The sequence below is a fragment of the Flavobacterium salmonis genome (assembly GCF_903819435.1).
Lineage (GTDB): Bacteria > Bacteroidota > Bacteroidia > Flavobacteriales > Flavobacteriaceae > Flavobacterium > Flavobacterium chungangense.
On sequence record NZ_CAIJDP010000060.1, the window covers coordinates 139,488 to 158,761 of the forward strand.

The following is a 19,274-nucleotide window of genomic DNA, read 5'->3' on the forward strand; positions in this document are numbered from 1 at the left end:
AAACTAATGAAAAATACACGAATTACATTTGCAATTATTATTTCAATGCTATTTTTTAGTTGCGGAAATCCGAAATCTGAAAAAACTGAAACTGTAATAGTAGCTCCAAAAACTGAAACTTCAAATTTGGAAAAATTAGAAGTTGAATCTTCAAGATTAAGAGCAGGTGGTTCAATAAAAAAAGTTGAACTTAAAAACGGAAAAGCAATAATTGAATATGTCAAAGATTATAATGAATACAAAAAATTAAATCCTCAATCAGGATTAACTGAATTAGATTTAGAAAATTATTGGAATTCCTCAGATGCTATTGAAAAAGCACTTGTTGATGGGTCAATTAAATTAATGACGAAACTTGATTTCCTTGATCAAGTAGAAATTATTTTGCCTAATAAAGGAACTGTCAATTCTATAAACGTTAAAAAATCTGAATTAGAAAAATTTATTGGGGCAGATTTTGGCACAATTAAAAATAACTTAGATGAAAAATTTTCAAAGCCATATGTTTATAATGACAGTGGAAGAGAAAAATTATTTTCAAAATTCGGAAAAAAGAAATAAAAAATTATAACAATAGGAGTCCGAATATAAAAAAATGGAGGTTTTTTATACAAACTGACGGTACCAGCCATATTTTGAAAATCATGCTAAATAGATACAAAACTCATCAAAAAATATTAACTCATTTAAAAGATGAGTATAAAAAACACAACCAAGAAAATTTAGATTTGTATGCTTTCAACTCTGAAAAAATCGCAGCAAAAGTAAATTTTACGATTACTAAAGTTGAGGCTGCTTTATATGAACTTAAAGAATTGAATCTTGTCGACTTTAGAAAAGATGGTGAAAAATTTAAAATTAGCGACTCTGGAATTGCTAAAGAAAAAACAAATTTTTACAGAGAAAAACAATATGATTATGTAGTTGCTCGGTTAAAAGACTTGGCTTTATTCACAACCTCAATACTTGCAATTTTTTCTTTTATGATTACAATTTATAAAATAAGCTCTGATAATTTTGAGAGTAAGGAATTGAAAAAAAGGATAAATTATTTAGAATTAAAATTAGAAAAACAAAAAAGTATAAATAAGACTGGTAAGTAAAATATAAACAGACTGTTATGAAAAGAATAGTATTTTTTATAATTATTGGTTTAGCATCAATTACGGCTCTTGCTCAGAATACAACTGGAGTACCTACGCAAAATATTTCTGGAGATAGTAATATTGCATATCGACTTTTTTCGACACGGAATATGTATACGTTTATTAAACTGGATACAAGAAATGGACAAATGTGGCAAGTTCAATGGGACACAGGAAAGAATCAATTCGAAACTCCTTTATCTCTAAAAAAATTTGCTTCCAGCCAAGAAGAAAAAACGGGAAGATTCTTTCTTTATCCAACGCAAAATATTTATAATTTCATTTTGCTTGACCAGCTTGATGGACGAGTTTGGCAAGTTCAATGGTCGACTGAAGTTAAAGAAAGGATAGTTGTCCCGATACAATAATTGAATGTTGTACATTTAATGTTGAAGTTAAAAAGTTGATTATGTATAAAAACAAACTGCAATTGGTTCGTGATAATAGAGTGGTATTACCAAATCGCCATAGTAAATAAATCTTATCGAATCGCCGAACCCATTACCTACGTTACAAATCATTGTGTGCTTTTGGGTAGCTGTAAGATGAAAGTTTCTCATGAAGCAGCATTATACTAAGGCAGAGAGAAATCAGCCCGTTTTTCAAGTAACATCGTGAAAACGGCCTAACGTTTATAGCAGATATTTAAAAAAAAACTAGGAAGAATGACAGAGAATGAACTAAAATATTACTTTCCATATTCAATTGATAAAGCATATAATTTCCGAGAACTCATGGGAAATAAGGAGTTGTTAGATAAGCTTCAGCCTGAATATGAGCGAATATTTGAAAATGGGAATTATGTGTCAAGAATTAAAGATTTTGATAAAAATCATTACAATCTTACTAAGAATAAATACATAAAAGAGAACTATAATAATTGGCTAAATTGGTATAAAAATGGACGTAATATTTTTTCTTTCTCAAAAGAATTGCTCCAAATGCTTGAAAAAACTGATGTCGGTGATGTTACATACAAATCTTTTAATTTACCTTATGATAATTTTTATGTTTCACTAAAACAACTAGAAATACCTGTCTCAAATGACAATACCAAAATAATTGATGGTGTTTATGTATCAATAGACAGGCGTGCGATGGAAAATACATTTAAAGATGAAAACCCATTAATCTATCTTTACGCAATAAGTTTTGATTTCGTTGGAGACTTTGAAGAAATGAAATTAAAGTTCTATGATAAAATTTGGGATAGTTACGGAGACGGAATTGGTGGAGTGAATTTTTGGCATTATTCTTTTTATTTCATTAATGATGAAATAGAGAGCGTTTTAACAATAGAAGATGCAATTTCGGACACAAAAAAAATGTTTAAATCATCATATTTTCCTGAAAACAGTGAAGAAATTGAAGATTACCACTTGGATGCTTATAATTATCAAATTGATTTTATTGAAAGAACATGTAAAGTTTTAGTAAATAGTCTGCTATACTTATCGCTTCCTAAAGAAGCTCAAGAAATAACATCATCTTATCCTGTTGATTTACCTCATAATTACAACAAAAAAATTAACTTTTCAGTAAATAATAATGATAGAAAAAAAATTGAACGCAAAATAAGCGAAAATGGTTTTTCGAAAATTAAATTTGTTGGAAGTTCTTTTAAAGATAACAATAGAAATAACTTTAATCGTGAAAGTGAAGTATCACCTCATTGGAGAAGAGGTCATTGGAGAAACCAGCTTTTTGGAATCGCTTTATCTGAAGCTAAACTGATTTGGATTAAGCCGACAATTGTGAACAAAGAAAATGGAGAACCTCAAAAAGGACATATTTACACTGCAGAATAAAAAAAACTTTTGCTAATCGTCTTGGTTAAGGAAAACGTTTATGTCGTAGTCTTTTAGGGTTTTATATATAGATTAATGGAAAACAACCTTACAGCTGCATACTTTCGAATAATCGAACGATTACCTTAATTAATTGATCCGAAAATTTGGGACAAAAATTTTGCTGAAATAAAAATAAAGTTTAATTTTACGCTTCAATAGGAAATGGTGTTCTTCCTAACCCAACCGCTTTTAAGTGCTGATGGCGCCTGATTATAGTAATGTATTACACATTTAATCAGGATAATTATGACCAATCGTAAGCAAAAGAAATCAGCAGCCAAAAAAACTCAAATTCGTTTCAATTTATTTTTTAGAAAATTCCCGGCAATCCCGTATATCATTAAATGGTTATTAATCTGTTTAATTTTAGGCATTTGTATAGGTTCCGCCTCGGCAGGATTTTTAGTTTCTCTTAACTGGGCTACTAATTTCAGAGAAAATCATTTATGGTTGATTGCACTGCTTCCTATCGGAGGGTTACTGATTGGCCTGCTTTATAATTATTTAGGCAGAGACATTGAGGCCGGAAATAATCTACTTATCGACAGCATACACGATCCCAAAAAAACAATTCCTTTTAGGATGGCTCCATTTGTATATATTGGAACTATAACGACCCATTTTTTTGGTGGTTCTGCAGGTCGTGAAGGAACTGCGTTACAAATGGCAGGAGCCATTGCAGATCAGTTTACCAAACCTTTCAAACTCAATTCAGGTGAACGTAAAATATTGCTGATTTCAGCTATAGCGGCAGGTTTTGGCTCCATTTTCGGCACTCCGCTTGCAGGAGCTGTATTTGGCCTAGAAGTATTTTTAATCGGTCGAATAAAATACGACGCCATCTTTCCCGCATTTGCCTCAGCAATTCTTGCCGATTTAGTCACCAGTCTCTGGCAGGTTAAACACACCCATTATCATATACCCATTATTCCCCATATCGCAGCACTTCCTATTATTTACAGCATTTTAGCAGGTATTGCATTTGGTTTGTGCGCGGCTTCATTTAGCAAAACCATACATTATGTTTCGGCTGTTTTTAAAAGCAAAATTACCTATGCGCCCCTTCGACCATTTATCGGCGGTATAATTGTTTCTGCCGCCGTATTTGCAATCGGCACAACAAAATATATCGGTTTAGGCATTCCAACGATTTTGGAGTCATTTGACCAGCAGCTTCCATTCTACGATTTTGCTTTAAAAATGGCTTTTACAATTCTCACACTTTCTGCCGGTTTTAAAGGCGGAGAAGTGACACCCTTATTTTTCATCGGTGCTGCCCTGGGGAGTGCTTTATCGCTCTTTATCCCCTTACCTACAGGTCTTTTAGCAGGGATGGGATTTGTAGCGGTTTTTGCAGGGGCAACCAATACACCCTTGGCCTGTATGTTAATGGCAATTGAACTCTTTGGGGCAGAATGCGGTATTTATGCCGCTATTGCCTGTGTGGTTTCTTATCTGCTCTCCGGTCACAATAGTATCTATAGCAGACAAGTCGTTGGAGAGCCTAAAAACTCGCGTTTTGAGAGTTATTCAGGGAAAAATATTAATCAATTATAAACCCCTGAAGCAGCAGAAAAACAGTATAGAGTTACAAAACAGAAAAATAAATTATTTTGTGAATTTGCGCATTATATAAGTTTAAGCAATCTGGACATTCATTAAATGATATTGGCGAATCAAAAGAAACCCAAAGAAGAACTTAAATCCTCAAGCAAAGTAAAACCCATTGGAACCAAAAATAAAAAACAATTTTAATAGTAAAAACAGTCTTTAAAAAACAACATCATGCTCGAAAAAATAAACCAATTTGATACCGAACTATTTCTCTACCTCAATGGTAAACACAATACCTTTTTTGATCCTCTCATGTATTGGGCAAGTGATAAGCTATTTTGGATTCCATTTTATTTGATTATGGTATTGCTGCTTATCAGGGAATACAAAAAACAAAGTATTTATATCCTAATTAGTATTGGAATCCTGATTACACTTTGTGACCAGACTGCATCTCACTTAATCAAAAATACAGTAAAACGCTTACGTCCCTCGCATGAGCCGTTGTTAAAGGATCTAATCCATTTAAGTGAAGCGGGACCCGGAGGCCAATACGGTTTTGTTTCGTCTCATTCTGCCAACGATTTCGGACTAGCAGCTTTTTTGATACTCTTGCTTCCTGAAAAATACAATCCTTTAAAATGGATTTTAGGTTTTTGGGCCGTTCTGGTAGCCTACAGCAGAATTTACAATGGTGTCCATTATCCAGTAGATGTAATAGTTGCAGCATTAATTGGAATATTTTTCGCAGTGGTCTTAATTAGAATTTTAAAAAGTGCTTTTTTTGCAAGATTACAGATATTTCAAAAAAAATAAAGAAACCATAGACTTCATGGTAACTTTTAGAAATTTCATAATTAAGTCTTCTTATAAATACTCCATTAACATTGATTTTAGATAGTAGTTTTAGAATGAAAAACGCTATCTAATGATTTTTATAGTTAGTGTATTCAAGTATATGTCATTTGTTTTTTTACAGCAAATTATCTTTCTTTATTTTAAATTTACTTCAAATTATTTTTTGCATGAAAAAATATATTCCATTTATTCTTTTATTATAATTTCCTGCAATCAACAATAAGGTAAAACTAAAATTTTGCAAACCCGGATTGATTTAATGTGACAATAACTCCTATCCCTAATGATGATTTTCAAATAAAAATTAACTATGTTGAAACAATTAATAAATACAGATAATTCAAAAACAACTATTTTGGTACGCCTGATCATTGGGGCAGTATTTCTCTCAGAAGGTATACAGAAGTTTTTGTTTGCGGATACTTTAGGCGCAGGAAGATTTACAAAAATTGGTTTACCAGCACCAGAATTTTTAGGTGGTTTTGTTGGTGTTTTTGAAATATTTTGCGGTGCATTAATCCTAATTGGGCTTTTTACACGTTTAGCAAGTATTCCAATTATTATAATTATGCTTGTTGCAATGGCAACAACAAAAGCCGAGGTATTAAAAAATGAAGGTTTTTGGGAGATGCTTCACGGCAGCAGAACCGATTGGGCCATGCTGCTCGGAGGGATTTTTCTTTTGATTGAAGGTGCAGGAAAATGGTCACTTGATAAGAAAATCAACCCAAATGGAAGATAAAGAAAATTTAAAAGAAATTGCTAAATTATTTTTAAAACTTGGCATTATTGGTTTTGGCGGCCCGGCAGTTCATATTGCAATGATGCAGGATGAAGTAGTAGTTAAAAAAAAGTGGCTTACCCAGCAGCATTTTCTTGACTTAATCGGTGCAACAAATTTAATACCCGGTCCCAATAGTACAGAAATGGCTATTCACATTGGTCAGGAAAAAGCAGGTTGGAAAGGACTGATTGTTGCGGGAATTTGTTTTATTTTCCCTGCTGTAATTATTACAGGATTTTTTGCATGGTTATATAAAGAATATGGACAAATTCCAGAAGTAGAACCATTTTTATATGGTATAAAGCCCGCTATTATCGCTGTAATTCTATCAGCGGTTTTTCCCCTGGCAAAACAATCTTTAAAAACCATTCCATTAGGAATTATTGGAGGTGTCGTTTTGCTGCTTTCACTTCTAAATTACAATGAACTATTTTTAATGTTTGGTGCAGGAATAATGGCGTTAATCATGTATTATCTAAAACAAAACCCGAATAAAAGTATAAATGCTTTTATTCCGCTGACACTTTTTCAGGTTTCAACTCATAATTTGATTACTGCATCAAACTTGAATTTATTTTTAATTTTCCTTAAAATTGGTGCCATTTTATACGGAAGCGGCTATGTGCTTTTCGCTTTTCTAGATGCAGAATTAGTTTCAACAGGTCTTTTGTCAAGGACGCAATTAATGGATGCAATTGCTGTTGGGCAATTTACACCAGGTCCCGTTTTTTCATCCGTAACTTTTATTGGTTATCAAATTAATGGATTCTCAGGCGCAGTGCTTTCAACTATTGCTATTTTCCTGCCCTCCTTCTTTTTTGTTGCACTGTTAAATCCTCTGGTTAAGAAAATGAGAAACTCTGCGGCATTCTCTGTTTTTTTAGATGCTGTAAATGCAGCTTCTATTGCCATGATAGTTTCAATCTGTTTAGAAATGGGAAAAGAAACGATAACAGACTGGCGAACTATTTTAATTACTCTGTTAAGTATTGTTATACTATTTAATTACAAGAAAATCAATAGTGCTTTTATAGTTTTTGGAGGTTCACTAGTAGGATATATATTGACTATAATTTAGATTTAAAAAGTTGAAATTAGGCAATTAATATTTTTTTTATATTAGTATGGTAATAATTTATTCCCCTTACACATCACATAGGTAAATAAATATAACTGATTCCTTTGAGATTCGATTATAAAAGGCTCATATACATCTTCCGCCAAGTTAACAGAATTTAAATAAATCTGTGGGAAGAAGTATTTAAAAATTCGCATCAGAGCGCAAGTTTTTAAATCCGAATTTGGATCGGGTCTATTTTTAACTTTCATTACATTTTTTAAATTAAATACTTTTCTTTTCAAACCTCTGTCAAGTTTTATAAAAGCTGAAAATCTTCAAGTAAAAGGTTTCGAATTTTGTACCAAGGAGTTCACAAGAAAAAAAGCATGAAAATCATTTTTTTTCAAGGCTTTTATATGGTTCGACAAAATCTTAGATGAATTTTATTGATTAGTAATCCCTTATGTTTATTGAGTTCTTCGTTTTGAATACTGTAATGTTTTTCAGCTTACATGTTTAACAATTGAAAGGACGTGAGTTTTAATTTATAATTCAATTTTTCTTAACTAACTGTCTACTTTTTGTTTGCACGTCCATATAAGCTTTAAATAGTGTCTGTTAAATGTTTTAATGGCAGGGTTACTGTAAATTCAGCACCATTGTCTTTTTCGCCTGTTGCGGTAATTGTGCCATTGTGCCTTTTTGCAATTTTTCGACAAAGGGAAAGCCCCAGTCCATTTCCTTCATACTGATCTTTGGAATGCAGTCTTTCAAAGGCAGTAAATATCCGCTCGGCAAAAGCAGGATCTATTCCTATACCATTATCTTTGATTGTAATTTGTATGAAATCCACTTCATCAATATTTACGGCACAACAGGTTATTATAACCCTTGGAGGCTGGTCTGCTTTTGAGAATTTAAGTGCATTTTGTATGAGGTTATAAAAAAGCTGTGTAATTAGAATAGGTGCGCCTTCTATCTCTGGAAATTCATACGTGATGAGTATGGCACCTTTCTCTTTTATGACAAGCTCCAGATCTGTTTTTATATTTTCAATAACCTCATTAAGATCTATTTTTTCAATAGGCTGCCTGGTTTTATCTAAAGTCGAGTAAGCTAGAATACCCTCAATGATATTCTGCATCCTTTGGGAGGACTGTTCTATTTTATTGAAGTATTTTTTAGCATTTTCACTAAACTCTGCTTCTTTTTCATTTCTTAAAAGATTATAGAAAATTCTAATTTTCCGAATAGGCTCTCTCAGATCGTGACTCACTACGTTGGCAAAGTGTAAAAGATCATCATTGGATCTGCGAAGTTCGCGGGTATTTTCAGCTACTTGTTTTTTTAATTCCTCTTCAAATTGCTTCTGCTCATTAATATCCTGAATAATGCCAATAATAGTTATGGGACTGCCGTTTTCATCCTTGATAATTTTACCATTAATCTTTACCCATTTTATGGTTTGGTCATCGTTTACGATTCGGGCTTCATAATATATTTTGCCGGTAATCTGGGCCTGCTTATGGGCTTTCTCACGTAATTCCTGGTCATCAGGATGCAGTTTTGCAATAAGCTGCTCATTGGTAATTTCATTGTCAATTGACCAGATGGCATTAAAATTTCCACAAGTAGAAATTTTCTTTGTGATAAGGTCTATTTCATACGTTCCCATTCCGGATGACTCTATGGCCATTCTGAGTCTTTCATCCGAACTTTGAACCTGCTCCTTTGCCAGATGCAGGTCAGTTACATCAGTACCTGTATTCATTACACCGTAGACTTTTGCTTCTGCATCAAAAAGAGGTATGAAACTATAGTTAAAATAATGAGATTTCATAATTCCGTTAATCACAAGATCTACTTTTTTGTCCTTGGCATGAAAAGGAATTCCGGTTTTAAACACAGTAAGGGCCTGGTCAAAAATTTGCTGTTTTTCAATTTCAGGGAGAATCTCCAGATAATTTTTGCCGACCACCTCATCTCCTTTGCCCCAAATCTCAATCATGGCAGAATTAGCAAGTTCTATTTTTAATTCTTCCCCAATGTATACCGCTATTGGCAGAGGGGTATAATCAACAATATCTTTTAAAAGTATTAATTTATCATACATCGTTGGCTGTCTTAGATTTACACGAAAATAAAATATTTAAAATTATATTTATTACATATTTTTGACAAACTATTTTATAATTTTAAGATCAAATAGTTTCTTTACTGTAATGAAAATATTTTTAATTAGTTAATAAGTTATTGTTACCTACCTTTGATTAAAGTCTTATTATTGCCTTGCATTATTTCGTCAGCACTTATTTTAAAGTTTACGATTTGGCGCACCTTTTAAATTGCAAAATCAAACAACATTTTCTTAACTTGGTCTTCAATTTGTAAAACCTCTTCAATCGGCATGCTGCACGGCAAACATGGAGCAAAAAAAGGAGTACCGCAATTACCATATTAAGCCATAAACTGTTAGAAAGAAGTTGGGCACATTCCTTAAAATTTAATTTTTTATTTTCTGCGAAATGAAAGGTGTTAATCCATAAGCTAACCCAATAACCAAAACCAACGTAAAACCCGAATGCACCAGCGAGACAGCAGCAAATGGTATTGTTCTTGCATAACGCCCGATAATAATGGTATCAGCAGTCTGCACCAAAGTATGGCTCAGCTGCGAAATTATAACAGGTCATACCTATTCCATCTGAAAACTAAGAAAATATTCCCTTTTGATAATCTGAAATAAACTCGCTGCTGGTTATTCCGGTTTGGGTTTTAAAAAATCGCATCATATGTCCGGGTTCCGAAAAATGAAGATCATAAGCGATCTCAGCAATAGTCTTTCCGGAATGTATCAGGTCATTTTTTATTTCAAACAACAGTCTCTGTTTCAAGAGTTCGGTAGCGGTAACATTAAACTGTTTTTTCACACAAGTATTAATGGTAATCCTGCTCACATTTAATAAATCCGCATAGTACTCAATTCGCTGTTTATCCCTGATATTCATCTCTAATAACTGCTTGAACTGATAAGCATAGTTATTCTCGGCCCTTTCAATCGAGAGATTGTTTCTCTCGGCATATACTCTGTTGAACTTCAAAAGCAGGTAGTACGTTAACGAGCGTATGATATGAATGCTGTCCTTCCTGCCATTTACAAGTTCCGATTTTATTTCCATAAGCTGATCCAATGCTTTTTGAAGCTGCTCATTTTCAATAGTAATATTTAAGGGATAATTCAACTGATAAAAATAAAGAAGCCGGTAAGTAAAGAATTTATCCGAGAAAAAATCGTTAAGAAAATTTTCCTGAAAAACCAAAACAGTGAAGTCTAATCCCTCTTTCTCCAAGTTCCATTGTCTTTTCTGAAAAGGCGAAATAAAAACAATTGTATTGTCAGAAATATTGATTTTCTGCTGATTTAAAATTAAAGATCCTTTAGCTTTTTTAAAAAGCAAAATTTCAAAAAAATCGGTATTATAACTATCACGTTCCAAATATGTTTCGCTCAGCACATCTCTGTGCAATACATTGAGAAGCATCTCAACACCACATTCGCTTTTATGAAATTTGACTGTTTTCATTTTAATTTATTTAATATCTAAAATATGAAATTAGTTGCTGTAATTTCCCAGGTCTTCTTAAATAGTATAATTAAACACAACCGTTTTTATCTATTCTTCACATTATAAAAAAGTGCAAAACTCTTTCTGATGCTGAAATTCTTATAAAGGTACACAGCCCCAAATATGATGATAGACATGAGCAGCACCTGAAAATAAAAATAGGAGTAAGAGGCATTATAGAGGATCATAGGAAGAATAGCCATAGCGTAAGCCGGAGGAAGCCTGAATTTAAAAATCTTTAAAATTAAAGCTACTGCCAGGATATCTGCCAAAACAACCAAGAGAAGGTTATTCAAAAAATGTAAGGCCTGTATTCCGACAAACGAAGCTAAAAAAAGACAGACAATCTGTTTTTTTAAGGTTACCATATCATACACCTCTTTGTGTGCCGCTTCATAACCAGTAACAATTACTGGAGGAAGAGCAGCCATAAACATCCATTTTTCCTGATCACAAATTAAAATCCATAGTGCAATGAATACCATATAAAGGATACCGTCCCTGGAATTCTCCTGTTTTGGCAGACCAATGTTTTTTTTCTCAGTATTTGACAAAACTACATACAATGATAAGGCACAGGTAAAAAGCAGAATCGAAATAATAAAAGAGTAAGAACTAGCATTAGTTATCACAGGAAGCAAACCTGTTGCCAATGCCGGAGCCAGGAAACTTTTAAAAAGTCTCAAAACCAGCAACATTAGAGCGAGTATTAAAACAAGTTTGTAAGCATATTCAATAGGAAGCATGTTGACTAAAAAGCCCAATACAGCAGTAATGGAAGGCAGTAAAAATAGGTGCAGAGGCTTCGAGAGCCATATTGGATTTTGATAAACCAGACATCCTACAGCCAATGCAGCAATTTCCGGAAGTATTATTTCCTTGCTTTTAAAAACCATAGCGGCAATTATCATTAAAATAATGATTGTAAATCCAACTATGCTTTTATTGTAAAATATTTTATTCATAGAAAATATAACTTGGTTGAGCAAATTTACAATTTCATTTGCAAATAATTTAAAACAACAAAAATGAGCAGTAATAATTTACCGCTCATTTTATAAAATTGATTGTTTATATGCGATCTATTTACGAAAGCAGATATTGTTCTGTTGTTACAATCTTGGCGTAAAAGAATTCTAATGCTGCTAAAAAGGCATTGTGTACATCGGCAGCCTTAACATTCTGACCATTAATCTGAAGGTCCATTGTAGCGCAGGCATCACCAATTACTGTGCACTCAAATCCAAAATCAAAAGCAGCCCTTGTTCCTGCATCAATACACATATGAGTCATCATTCCGGTAATTACTAAATGTGTTATCTCATTTGACTGCAAATATTCCAGCAAATCAGTCCCCCTAAAACTATTAGGAAATTGTTTCGTAATTATTTTTTCTCCTTCTAATGGTTTTACATTTTCATGAATTTCTACCCCTTGTGTTCCAGATACAAAAAAGGGAATTCCTTCTGCGGATATATGCTGCACATGAACAATGGTGTCATTTTCTTTCCTGAAATGCTCCAACACTCTTTTTGCATTTTCACTTGCGGGAATTGGATTTACCAGTTCTAATGCGCCATTTTCAAAATATTCTTTCTGTACATCTATTATTATTAAGGCTTTCTTCATTTTAGTTTATTTTTTTTAATTTTTATCTATTACAAAATTAAAACTTAGATTATCCCTATCAGATACCAAAACAGTTTCAATGCATACCATTTTGATAAGCAAAGTAATTTGCAGCCATATTAATAGTTCTGAACTATGCATCATAATCCTTTTGCTTCGCACCATTTTTTAATTTATCATCGAATTCACCAGCAGCAGTTATGGTTATGAAGAGTATCAGCATAATAAAATAAAGATCATTATAATCGGGTTTTGGCGCGAAGATTTCCGTTAAGCCGTCAAATACAAAAAAGGACAGCAGTACCAGGCTAAATTTACCAGTACTATTTTTAAAAGCACGTATAATGTCAAATTTTTCATCCGGCTTTTTAAATTTACGCAGACTAGGAATTAATGCAGGTACCTGCTCTGCCCATACTGAATATTTGAATCCATACTTTCGTTTGCAATGAATCTCTTCGGCAATCATAATTCTTTCAAAAAATACACAGCAGAAAAGCAGAAAGGAAATAATAAAAAAAAGATTACCCGTTACCAGAGCCGGTCCGAGCCACATTAGAAGCATACCATAACAAAGCGGGTGCCGTACTACTGAATAAGCCCCGTTTTTATTAAGCGTTTCATCTCTCCTGTCCCTACTGTCCAATGAAGTTCCATTGGCAGAATACCCATTGGTATATACCATAACAGCAAAGCCAAGCAAGCTGAAAAGCAAGCACGTTAATTCATAGATTGATTCATACTTCGAATTCTGAAAAAAATAATTTTCAGGATAAGTAGCTGATGTCAATAAAAATATATAACCCAAAATCAAAACAAACAAAGGAAGTCCCTTTGCTGAAGTGCTAAGATTAAAACCTTGTTTTTCTAACTCCTCCTGAAGTGCCATTATTGAGCCATAATTTTAGGATTTATTACTTCTTTAAAAAAGAAGCCCTGCGTGTGTCAGCAGCAACAGGGCTTCAGACTACCAAAATTTAAATGAAACTTTTTTTGTGGAACACTTTTTAACTAATACAGTCCCTTTATAAATTGATAATCCTTTTCTAGTGGGTTTTCTTTGTTATTTACTTCTTTTGACTTTACCAACTGTAGTGTAACTGATTTTATTTTTATCAGAAAAATAATTGCAAGAAGTACAAAAATTAAAATCATAATGGAAAAAACTTGAATCATAATATTCTTTTTTTTTAGTTAAAAAATCAATTAAAGTTGCTGGTTCATGAGCTGAATTATTTAAAATTGCGACTTGTTCTACAGTCTGACAAAGCACTCTGCTCTGTTATAATTTCTTTATCCTGCATTTTTTATTTCTTTTTAAATCTTGTTTATCCTGTATAAAACGCCCGTAACAACATGAAAACAATCAACGGAAAGAGATAGCAGACAGGAATTATATAAAATCATTTTAAATTTATTTAATCGTCAGGATATACTCTGCCAGCTGATCCAGCTTCTGTTGATCCAACTGCGATTCAAAACCTGGCATTTGTGGATAATCGGGACGTTTTTTGCCAGGATTTTTTATCCATTTCTGTAAATCTGCAGTATTACCTTTATAGATTTTTGCCATTTCCAAAACGGGCGGTCCCACTAATTTTTCATCGATTTTATGGCATGCAGTACAATATTGGCTGAATACCTTCTGCCCTTTCTCTGCCTCTGTCATATCTGCCGAAGCTGCTCCTGCTTCCTGGGCTTTCACTTTAGCCAAAGCTTCCTTTTTCAAAATTTGAAATTCTGCTGTTTTAATTTTTACCAACTCCTGATGTTTTTCAAGTGCATTGGCCCTGTATATCTGTCTTCCTGATCCCATACACAAAACAGTGACTCCCAAAAGAATTGCTATTTTATAAAAATCTTTTTCTATATTTTCCTTCTCCCCTGTAAGTCTTTTCCATATCAGCCACATGGCGGGAACAGCAAAAATAACTCCAGAGAAAATGATCAGAATCAGGTTCCATCCCATCCCTTTGGAAGGCAGGGTCAGCAATACCAGCGGACCAATCATGAACTGGCATATGGAGGCGGTAAATGCCAAAGAATAACCTTTCTTTTGAATATCATATCGGGTAAATTTTTGATAGATTTCTTCAAATGGGTAACTCTTGCGGCTGTTATACCAAAAAATAAATAAGCCTGTTACTGCCAGTGAAGACAAGATAAAGTGCAGGTATCTGGGAAAAATATTAGGGAGAAACAGTGCATCAACAAAACCTTTTACTACTGCCCACTTTTCAGGAAAGAGCATTAAATTGATATTGGTCAAAAATATAAAGGGGATAAACAGAAAGATAATGGTTGCCAAGGCCAAAATTGAAATATGAACTGCTTTGTGATTTTCTAATGTCTCCCAAGTATACTTATGCAGGTAAGTAAGCAGGAATGCTACAGTCACCAGCGGTATTACCGCGATCCACATCAAGCCTGTAAGTGCATTTGCCGAGTAAAAATAGATGGTATACAATACATTAATACTCAAAAGCGGTGCAATACCCAGTACAACAGCGATACTTTTGTTTACTGTTATTGTTTTTGCTATTTCATGTGCAAGTATATCGTATTCCTTATTTTTAAGACCTTTGATCTGAGCTATCAAAGCTAGAATTGAACCTCCAAGCATCAGGTTAACAAAAAGAATATGTAATAGAAATGACAGCACCAAAACAACTACAAAGAACCATTCAGGCATTGGCAGCGGCAGTGGAATATCTTTTGGAACCGGAACGTTGTTTTGCAACGCAATATATAAATTGATCATTTTAAACTTTATTATTTTTTATTTGCTAAAACTACTTTTGTATCTTGTAGTCCACTTACCTCTACACCTTCTGACTGTGCTCCTTCGAGAACATCTCCTGTATCCTGAATACTGCGGATATAGGCCGCCAAGGCTTCACTTTCTTCTTGGGTACCTGGAAAAGGAGGCATATAGGTTCTTCCGTTATGCATATTGGGAATATAAGATGCCATCGAGTTAATATCCAGCGGTTTTCCAACTCCATACATACGCTCAAAAACATCAACCACACTATTGACTCCCTGAGTTGTATGACAGCGACTGCATGCAATTGCAAAAACATTTCTGCCGGCTTCTACTTTGTTTTCCGCTGTAATCTCGGTTACTGTAGTATAGGTGGCATTTTTAAGAAGTCCGTATTGCTGGTAAACGGGATAATCTTCTTCCAATAATAAGTTGGAATACATATAACCTCCAATTACATATGGTTTTCGGACAAATTCACGCACCCTTTCAAAAAATCCAAGATATCCAAAAGCCATAACTACGGGAAACAATACAATATAACTTCTAATCCATCTGGCTTTAAATAACCCTAAAACTGCCATTATGAGAGAAGAGGAAATTCCAAATAGTATAAAATACTTCATCAAATCGTAGTATTTATTGAAATCCATTGTACCGACAGCTGTACTCATATTGGCGATCATAGCCTCAGGAATAGCACGATAGTAAATCACTGCCCCAATAAGCGAAATAGGAGCCCACAGAATGATCCATTTTGACACATATTTAACTGCCTTAAGCCTTAAATTGGTGCCTTTTTTAAAGAACAGCGTTACCAGCATCATTCCAAAACTGCCTGCCACCAGCATAGCAGTGGGCGTCCTGAATAATAATTGAGGAAGATATATAGGGTTGGTAAAACCATTAAGCAGACTCTTATGGGCGTTCCAGTTTCCTGGATCCATCATAAAACTCAAAATCGAAACAATGATTGCCATAGTAATCCAGGAGAACAAACTTAAGAACCATCCAAAACGAATGTGCAATAATTTAGCCTTTAGTGATGTATTGCTGCTCTTCCATGTCAAAAAGTAAATCATGATTAAAATCACTTCGGTAACAAAAACAAGCCATTCTATAAACCATGCCCAGTAAAAAACGCGTATTAAACTTCCAATTGAGGTGGGACTCACAAGAGCCACAGAGAACCATATACCCACACCGGTCATTGCCCCGAGTGTTGTTGTGATGATAAAAGCAACCTTCATCATATTATAAATCCTGTTGTCCCAATCTAAATCGGTAATCTGTTCCCTGCCGCTATTTTTTACGCCTTTCTGTTCCAGCCAGGTTATAAGTGGCATAAAACCAACTGCTAAACCGTGATTAATCATTACGTGAATAATGGCAATGATTGCGATAAGCATTCTATTGTTGAGCCAGTCTAAATGAAAAATTGGAAAGTCCATAAAATAATTCTGTTTTTATACCGCAAATTTCGGACAGTAATTCCAAAACTGCTAAAAACAAAAAAGCAGGAAGTTTAAAAAAACGTTACTTTCAGATTCGTTATTAGTACTTTTTATACCACACTTTATTACTCTTAATTTAGCTTTTCAATCCTTTCTATTTGCTAAATACACTATTCTCGTAAAACTATCTAAATATACATCAATCTAAATTCAAAAAAATAAACACAAACAACTCAAAAACAGATGCTTAATGCATAAATAAAAAGCTTTCTGCTAAAATCCGTGTACTGTTTTCAAACTGTAGCATATAGTTTATTTAAGATGTTTAGATTCAGCTATTTTTGTATTGCCAAAACATATTAAATAAATAAGAAATCCATCAATATTATATTTCAGTTTAAAAATTATAATTGCTTTTTTGTTTGACAAACAGATCAAAGAAAACGAATTACGGTGCAGCTAATACAGTTACGGTAAATTTTAATTTAACAAGCTGTTTTCAGGTAGGGAAAAAGCTTGTTTTACTGTTATATATAAATATTCAAATAATAATAATAATAATAAACGGACATGCCGAACACCGTTTTACAAAGTAGGCAGTTTAATCAAATTGAAAAAATGAACAATCAATCCAAATCACTGGTAATGCTATTCGCAACAATACTATTGGTCTCTTGTAACAACACAACAAAAACAGAAAAATCAAATTCACCTTCTACTACAAAAGAAAATTTAAAACCTGTAATTTCTCATGTAATGACCAAGGAAGAACAGACAAGGCTTACACCTGACGCTATTTTACAGGAATTTATAGAAGGCAATAAGCGTTTTCAAAGCGGCACTACTACGGTACGTGACCATAGTAAACAAGCCAGAAAATCAGCACCGGGCCAGTTTCCAAAAGCAGTTGTACTCAGTTGTGTAGACAGCCGTGTGCCGGTAGAAGATGTATTTGATCAGGGTTTGGGAGATATTTTTGTGGGAAGAGTAGCAGGAAATTTTGTAAACGAAGACTTATTAGGGAGTATGGAATTTGCCTGTAAAGTTTCCGGTGCAAAATTGGTTTTAGTAATGGGACACCAGCACTGCGGAGCTATAAAAGGTGCAATTGATGATGTAAAACTTGGAAATATTACCGCTATGCTTTCAAAAATAAAACCAGCTGTAGCAATGAGTCAGGATTTTAAAGGCAAGAAAACTTCTAAAAATGACGAATTTGTAAAACACGTTTCAGAAAACAATGTGCTTTATTCTATGGATCAAATTCGCAAAAAAAGCCCAATTCTTAAAGAAATGGAAGATAAAGGAGAAATAAAAATCGTAGGTGTGTTTTATAATTTGACAGACGGAACCCTTGAATTCTTAAAATAATGAGCATTAAAAATTATTTATTCACCATCCTTTTTTTAATTTGGAGTTCACAGTCAGTAATCGGGCAAAATAATCGTATTAGTACAAACAACAGCATTGGTTGGTATAACTTTTTTGGAACATTCAAAATCTCAGAAAAATTTGGAATACATAGCGAATACCAATGGAGAAGAAATGAAATGATTACCCAATGGCAGCAAAGTTTATTACGGATTGGGATAAATTACAACTTAAATTCAAGAGTGTTGTTCCGGATTGGCTATGGCTTTATCGAAACTTATCCTTATGGAGAAATACCCATAAATGGAATGGGCAGAGATTTTACAGAACATAGAATTTTTGAAATGGTACAGCTGAATCACAAAGAAGGAATCCTTGATTTCTCGCATAGATTTATGTTAGAACAAAGATTTGTAGGCAGGTACAGTTCCATAAATGAGACAACAGAAGACGAATTTCCGTTATTGAACCGAATTCGGTATATGATAAGAGTTCAGGTGCCTTTAAAAGGAAATGAGATAAAAGACAAAACACCCTATTTAGCTTTCTATGACGAAATTTTTATTGGATTTGGAAAAAATGTAAACATGAACGTTTTTGATCAAAACAGAATTGGAATTTTGTTAGGCTACAGATTTAATAAAAATATAAGAATTGAAGGTGGATATCTAAATCAAACCCTGCAATTGGGAAGACAGCTAGGCGGAAGAAATGTTTTTCAAAACAATAATGGAATTATATTGAATACCAATTTAAACTTTGACTTGACGAAAACAAATAAAACCATTGAATAGAACTTATTAAGAATCAGATAAAAAGACTAAAAAGTGTTACTTTTTAGCCTTTTTTATTTCCTTTAGAATTATTACTTCTTGTTTTTAGCCAGATATTCATCTGGTTTTTTCATAAAGTCATCTTTACATACCGTTGAACAAAACCCGTACAATTTCCCTTTATAAGTAACGGTATCACTAACGCCATACTTGCTGACATCCATATTACAGCTAAAGTCTATGTTGCTGGCGTAGGTCAATTTATTAAGCGGGTTTTTAGGATCTTTATACGTTGTTTCAGATTCCATCGTATGTGGATGATCATGTGGGTGTACTTTTGTTTCTTTTTTATTACAGCTTAACACAGCGGTGATGGCAACAATTACAAAGATTTTTTTCATAATAT

General features: G+C 33.5%; 19 protein-coding genes and 1 riboswitch. Of the genes, 10 read left to right on the forward strand and 9 right to left on the reverse strand.

Going from position 1 to position 19,274, the window contains the following annotated elements:
* The first annotated feature begins 6 nt into the window (after nt 1–6).
* The 8 genes from FLACHUCJ7_RS05310 to chrA all read left to right on the forward strand — a co-directional run bounded on the left by FLACHUCJ7_RS05310 (nt 7) and on the right by chrA (nt 7,269).
* Nucleotides 7–561, forward strand: a complete 555-nt coding sequence (locus FLACHUCJ7_RS05310) for a hypothetical protein (protein WP_180908174.1) — start codon at nt 7–9, stop codon at nt 559–561.
* An 83-nt stretch (nt 562–644) separates the two neighbouring features.
* On the forward strand, nt 645–1,103 hold the full coding sequence (locus tag FLACHUCJ7_RS05315; RefSeq protein WP_180908175.1) for a hypothetical protein: 459 nt from the start codon (nt 645–647) through the stop codon (nt 1,101–1,103).
* Between the two features lie 17 nt (nt 1,104–1,120).
* A complete protein-coding gene (locus FLACHUCJ7_RS05320) occupies nt 1,121–1,513 on the forward strand; it encodes a hypothetical protein (RefSeq protein WP_180908176.1) in 393 nt (130 codons plus the stop codon).
* 297 nt (nt 1,514–1,810) lie between these two features.
* Nucleotides 1,811–2,953 (forward strand): hypothetical protein, encoded by a 1,143-nt coding sequence (locus FLACHUCJ7_RS05325; RefSeq protein WP_180908177.1) that lies wholly within the window; start codon nt 1,811–1,813, stop codon nt 2,951–2,953.
* Nucleotides 2,954–3,144: 191 nt separating this feature from the next.
* Nucleotides 3,145–3,211: riboswitch (Fluoride riboswitch) on the forward strand.
* Between the two features lie 30 nt (nt 3,212–3,241).
* Entirely contained in the window at nt 3,242–4,552 is a 1,311-nt protein-coding gene (locus tag FLACHUCJ7_RS05330; RefSeq protein WP_180908178.1) for a voltage-gated chloride channel family protein, read from the forward strand.
* A 228-nt stretch (nt 4,553–4,780) separates the two neighbouring features.
* Nucleotides 4,781–5,365 (forward strand): phosphatase PAP2 family protein, encoded by a 585-nt coding sequence (locus FLACHUCJ7_RS05335; protein WP_180908179.1) that lies wholly within the window; start codon nt 4,781–4,783, stop codon nt 5,363–5,365.
* A 352-nt stretch (nt 5,366–5,717) separates the two neighbouring features.
* Complete coding sequence (locus FLACHUCJ7_RS05340) at nt 5,718–6,149, forward strand: DoxX family protein (RefSeq protein ID WP_180908180.1); 432 nt, start codon at nt 5,718–5,720, stop codon at nt 6,147–6,149.
* A complete protein-coding gene (gene chrA, locus FLACHUCJ7_RS05345) occupies nt 6,139–7,269 on the forward strand; it encodes a chromate efflux transporter (protein ID WP_180908181.1) in 1,131 nt (376 codons plus the stop codon). Before FLACHUCJ7_RS05340 ends, chrA begins: the two co-directional genes overlap by 11 nt.
* A gap of 586 nt (nt 7,270–7,855) precedes the next feature.
* Here the strand turns inward: chrA and FLACHUCJ7_RS05350 are convergent.
* From FLACHUCJ7_RS05350 to FLACHUCJ7_RS05380, 8 genes are all read right to left on the reverse strand, one after another.
* Entirely contained in the window at nt 7,856–9,364 is a 1,509-nt protein-coding gene (locus tag FLACHUCJ7_RS05350) for a PAS domain-containing sensor histidine kinase (RefSeq protein WP_180908182.1), read from the reverse strand.
* Nucleotides 9,365–9,754: 390 nt separating this feature from the next.
* Complete coding sequence (locus FLACHUCJ7_RS25610; protein WP_379780286.1) at nt 9,755–9,934, reverse strand: hypothetical protein; 180 nt, start codon at nt 9,932–9,934, stop codon at nt 9,755–9,757.
* Nucleotides 9,935–9,962: 28 nt separating this feature from the next.
* Nucleotides 9,963–10,835, reverse strand: coding sequence for an AraC family transcriptional regulator (locus tag FLACHUCJ7_RS05355; protein ID WP_180908183.1), 873 nt, complete (start codon nt 10,833–10,835; stop codon nt 9,963–9,965).
* 86 nt (nt 10,836–10,921) lie between these two features.
* Nucleotides 10,922–11,842, reverse strand: a complete 921-nt coding sequence (locus FLACHUCJ7_RS05360) for an HPP family protein (RefSeq protein WP_180908184.1) — start codon at nt 11,840–11,842, stop codon at nt 10,922–10,924.
* 121 nt (nt 11,843–11,963) lie between these two features.
* Nucleotides 11,964–12,506, reverse strand: a complete 543-nt coding sequence (locus tag FLACHUCJ7_RS05365; RefSeq protein ID WP_180908185.1) for a cysteine hydrolase family protein — start codon at nt 12,504–12,506, stop codon at nt 11,964–11,966.
* Nucleotides 12,507–12,639: 133 nt separating this feature from the next.
* Entirely contained in the window at nt 12,640–13,395 is a 756-nt protein-coding gene (locus FLACHUCJ7_RS05370; RefSeq protein ID WP_180908186.1) for a methyltransferase family protein, read from the reverse strand.
* Between the two features lie 525 nt (nt 13,396–13,920).
* Nucleotides 13,921–15,267 carry a c-type cytochrome gene (locus tag FLACHUCJ7_RS05375; RefSeq protein ID WP_180908187.1) on the reverse strand — a complete coding sequence of 449 codons (1,347 nt, stop codon included), beginning with the start codon at nt 15,265–15,267 and terminating at the stop codon, nt 13,921–13,923.
* An 11-nt stretch (nt 15,268–15,278) separates the two neighbouring features.
* A complete protein-coding gene (locus FLACHUCJ7_RS05380) occupies nt 15,279–16,721 on the reverse strand; it encodes a c-type cytochrome (RefSeq protein ID WP_180908188.1) in 1,443 nt (480 codons plus the stop codon).
* Nucleotides 16,722–17,342: 621 nt separating this feature from the next.
* Here FLACHUCJ7_RS05380 and FLACHUCJ7_RS05385 point away from each other — a divergent pair.
* Entirely contained in the window at nt 17,343–18,095 is a 753-nt protein-coding gene (locus FLACHUCJ7_RS05385) for a carbonic anhydrase family protein (RefSeq protein ID WP_180908189.1), read from the forward strand.
* A complete protein-coding gene (locus FLACHUCJ7_RS05390) occupies nt 18,095–18,889 on the forward strand; it encodes a DUF2490 domain-containing protein (protein WP_180908190.1) in 795 nt (264 codons plus the stop codon). The genes FLACHUCJ7_RS05385 and FLACHUCJ7_RS05390 overlap by 1 nt, the downstream gene beginning before the upstream one ends.
* A 71-nt stretch (nt 18,890–18,960) precedes the next feature.
* On the opposite strand, the gene FLACHUCJ7_RS05395 is transcribed toward FLACHUCJ7_RS05390, so the two are convergent.
* On the reverse strand, nt 18,961–19,269 hold the full coding sequence (locus FLACHUCJ7_RS05395; protein ID WP_180908191.1) for a YHS domain-containing protein: 309 nt from the start codon (nt 19,267–19,269) through the stop codon (nt 18,961–18,963).
* Nucleotides 19,270–19,274 lie beyond the last annotated feature (5 nt).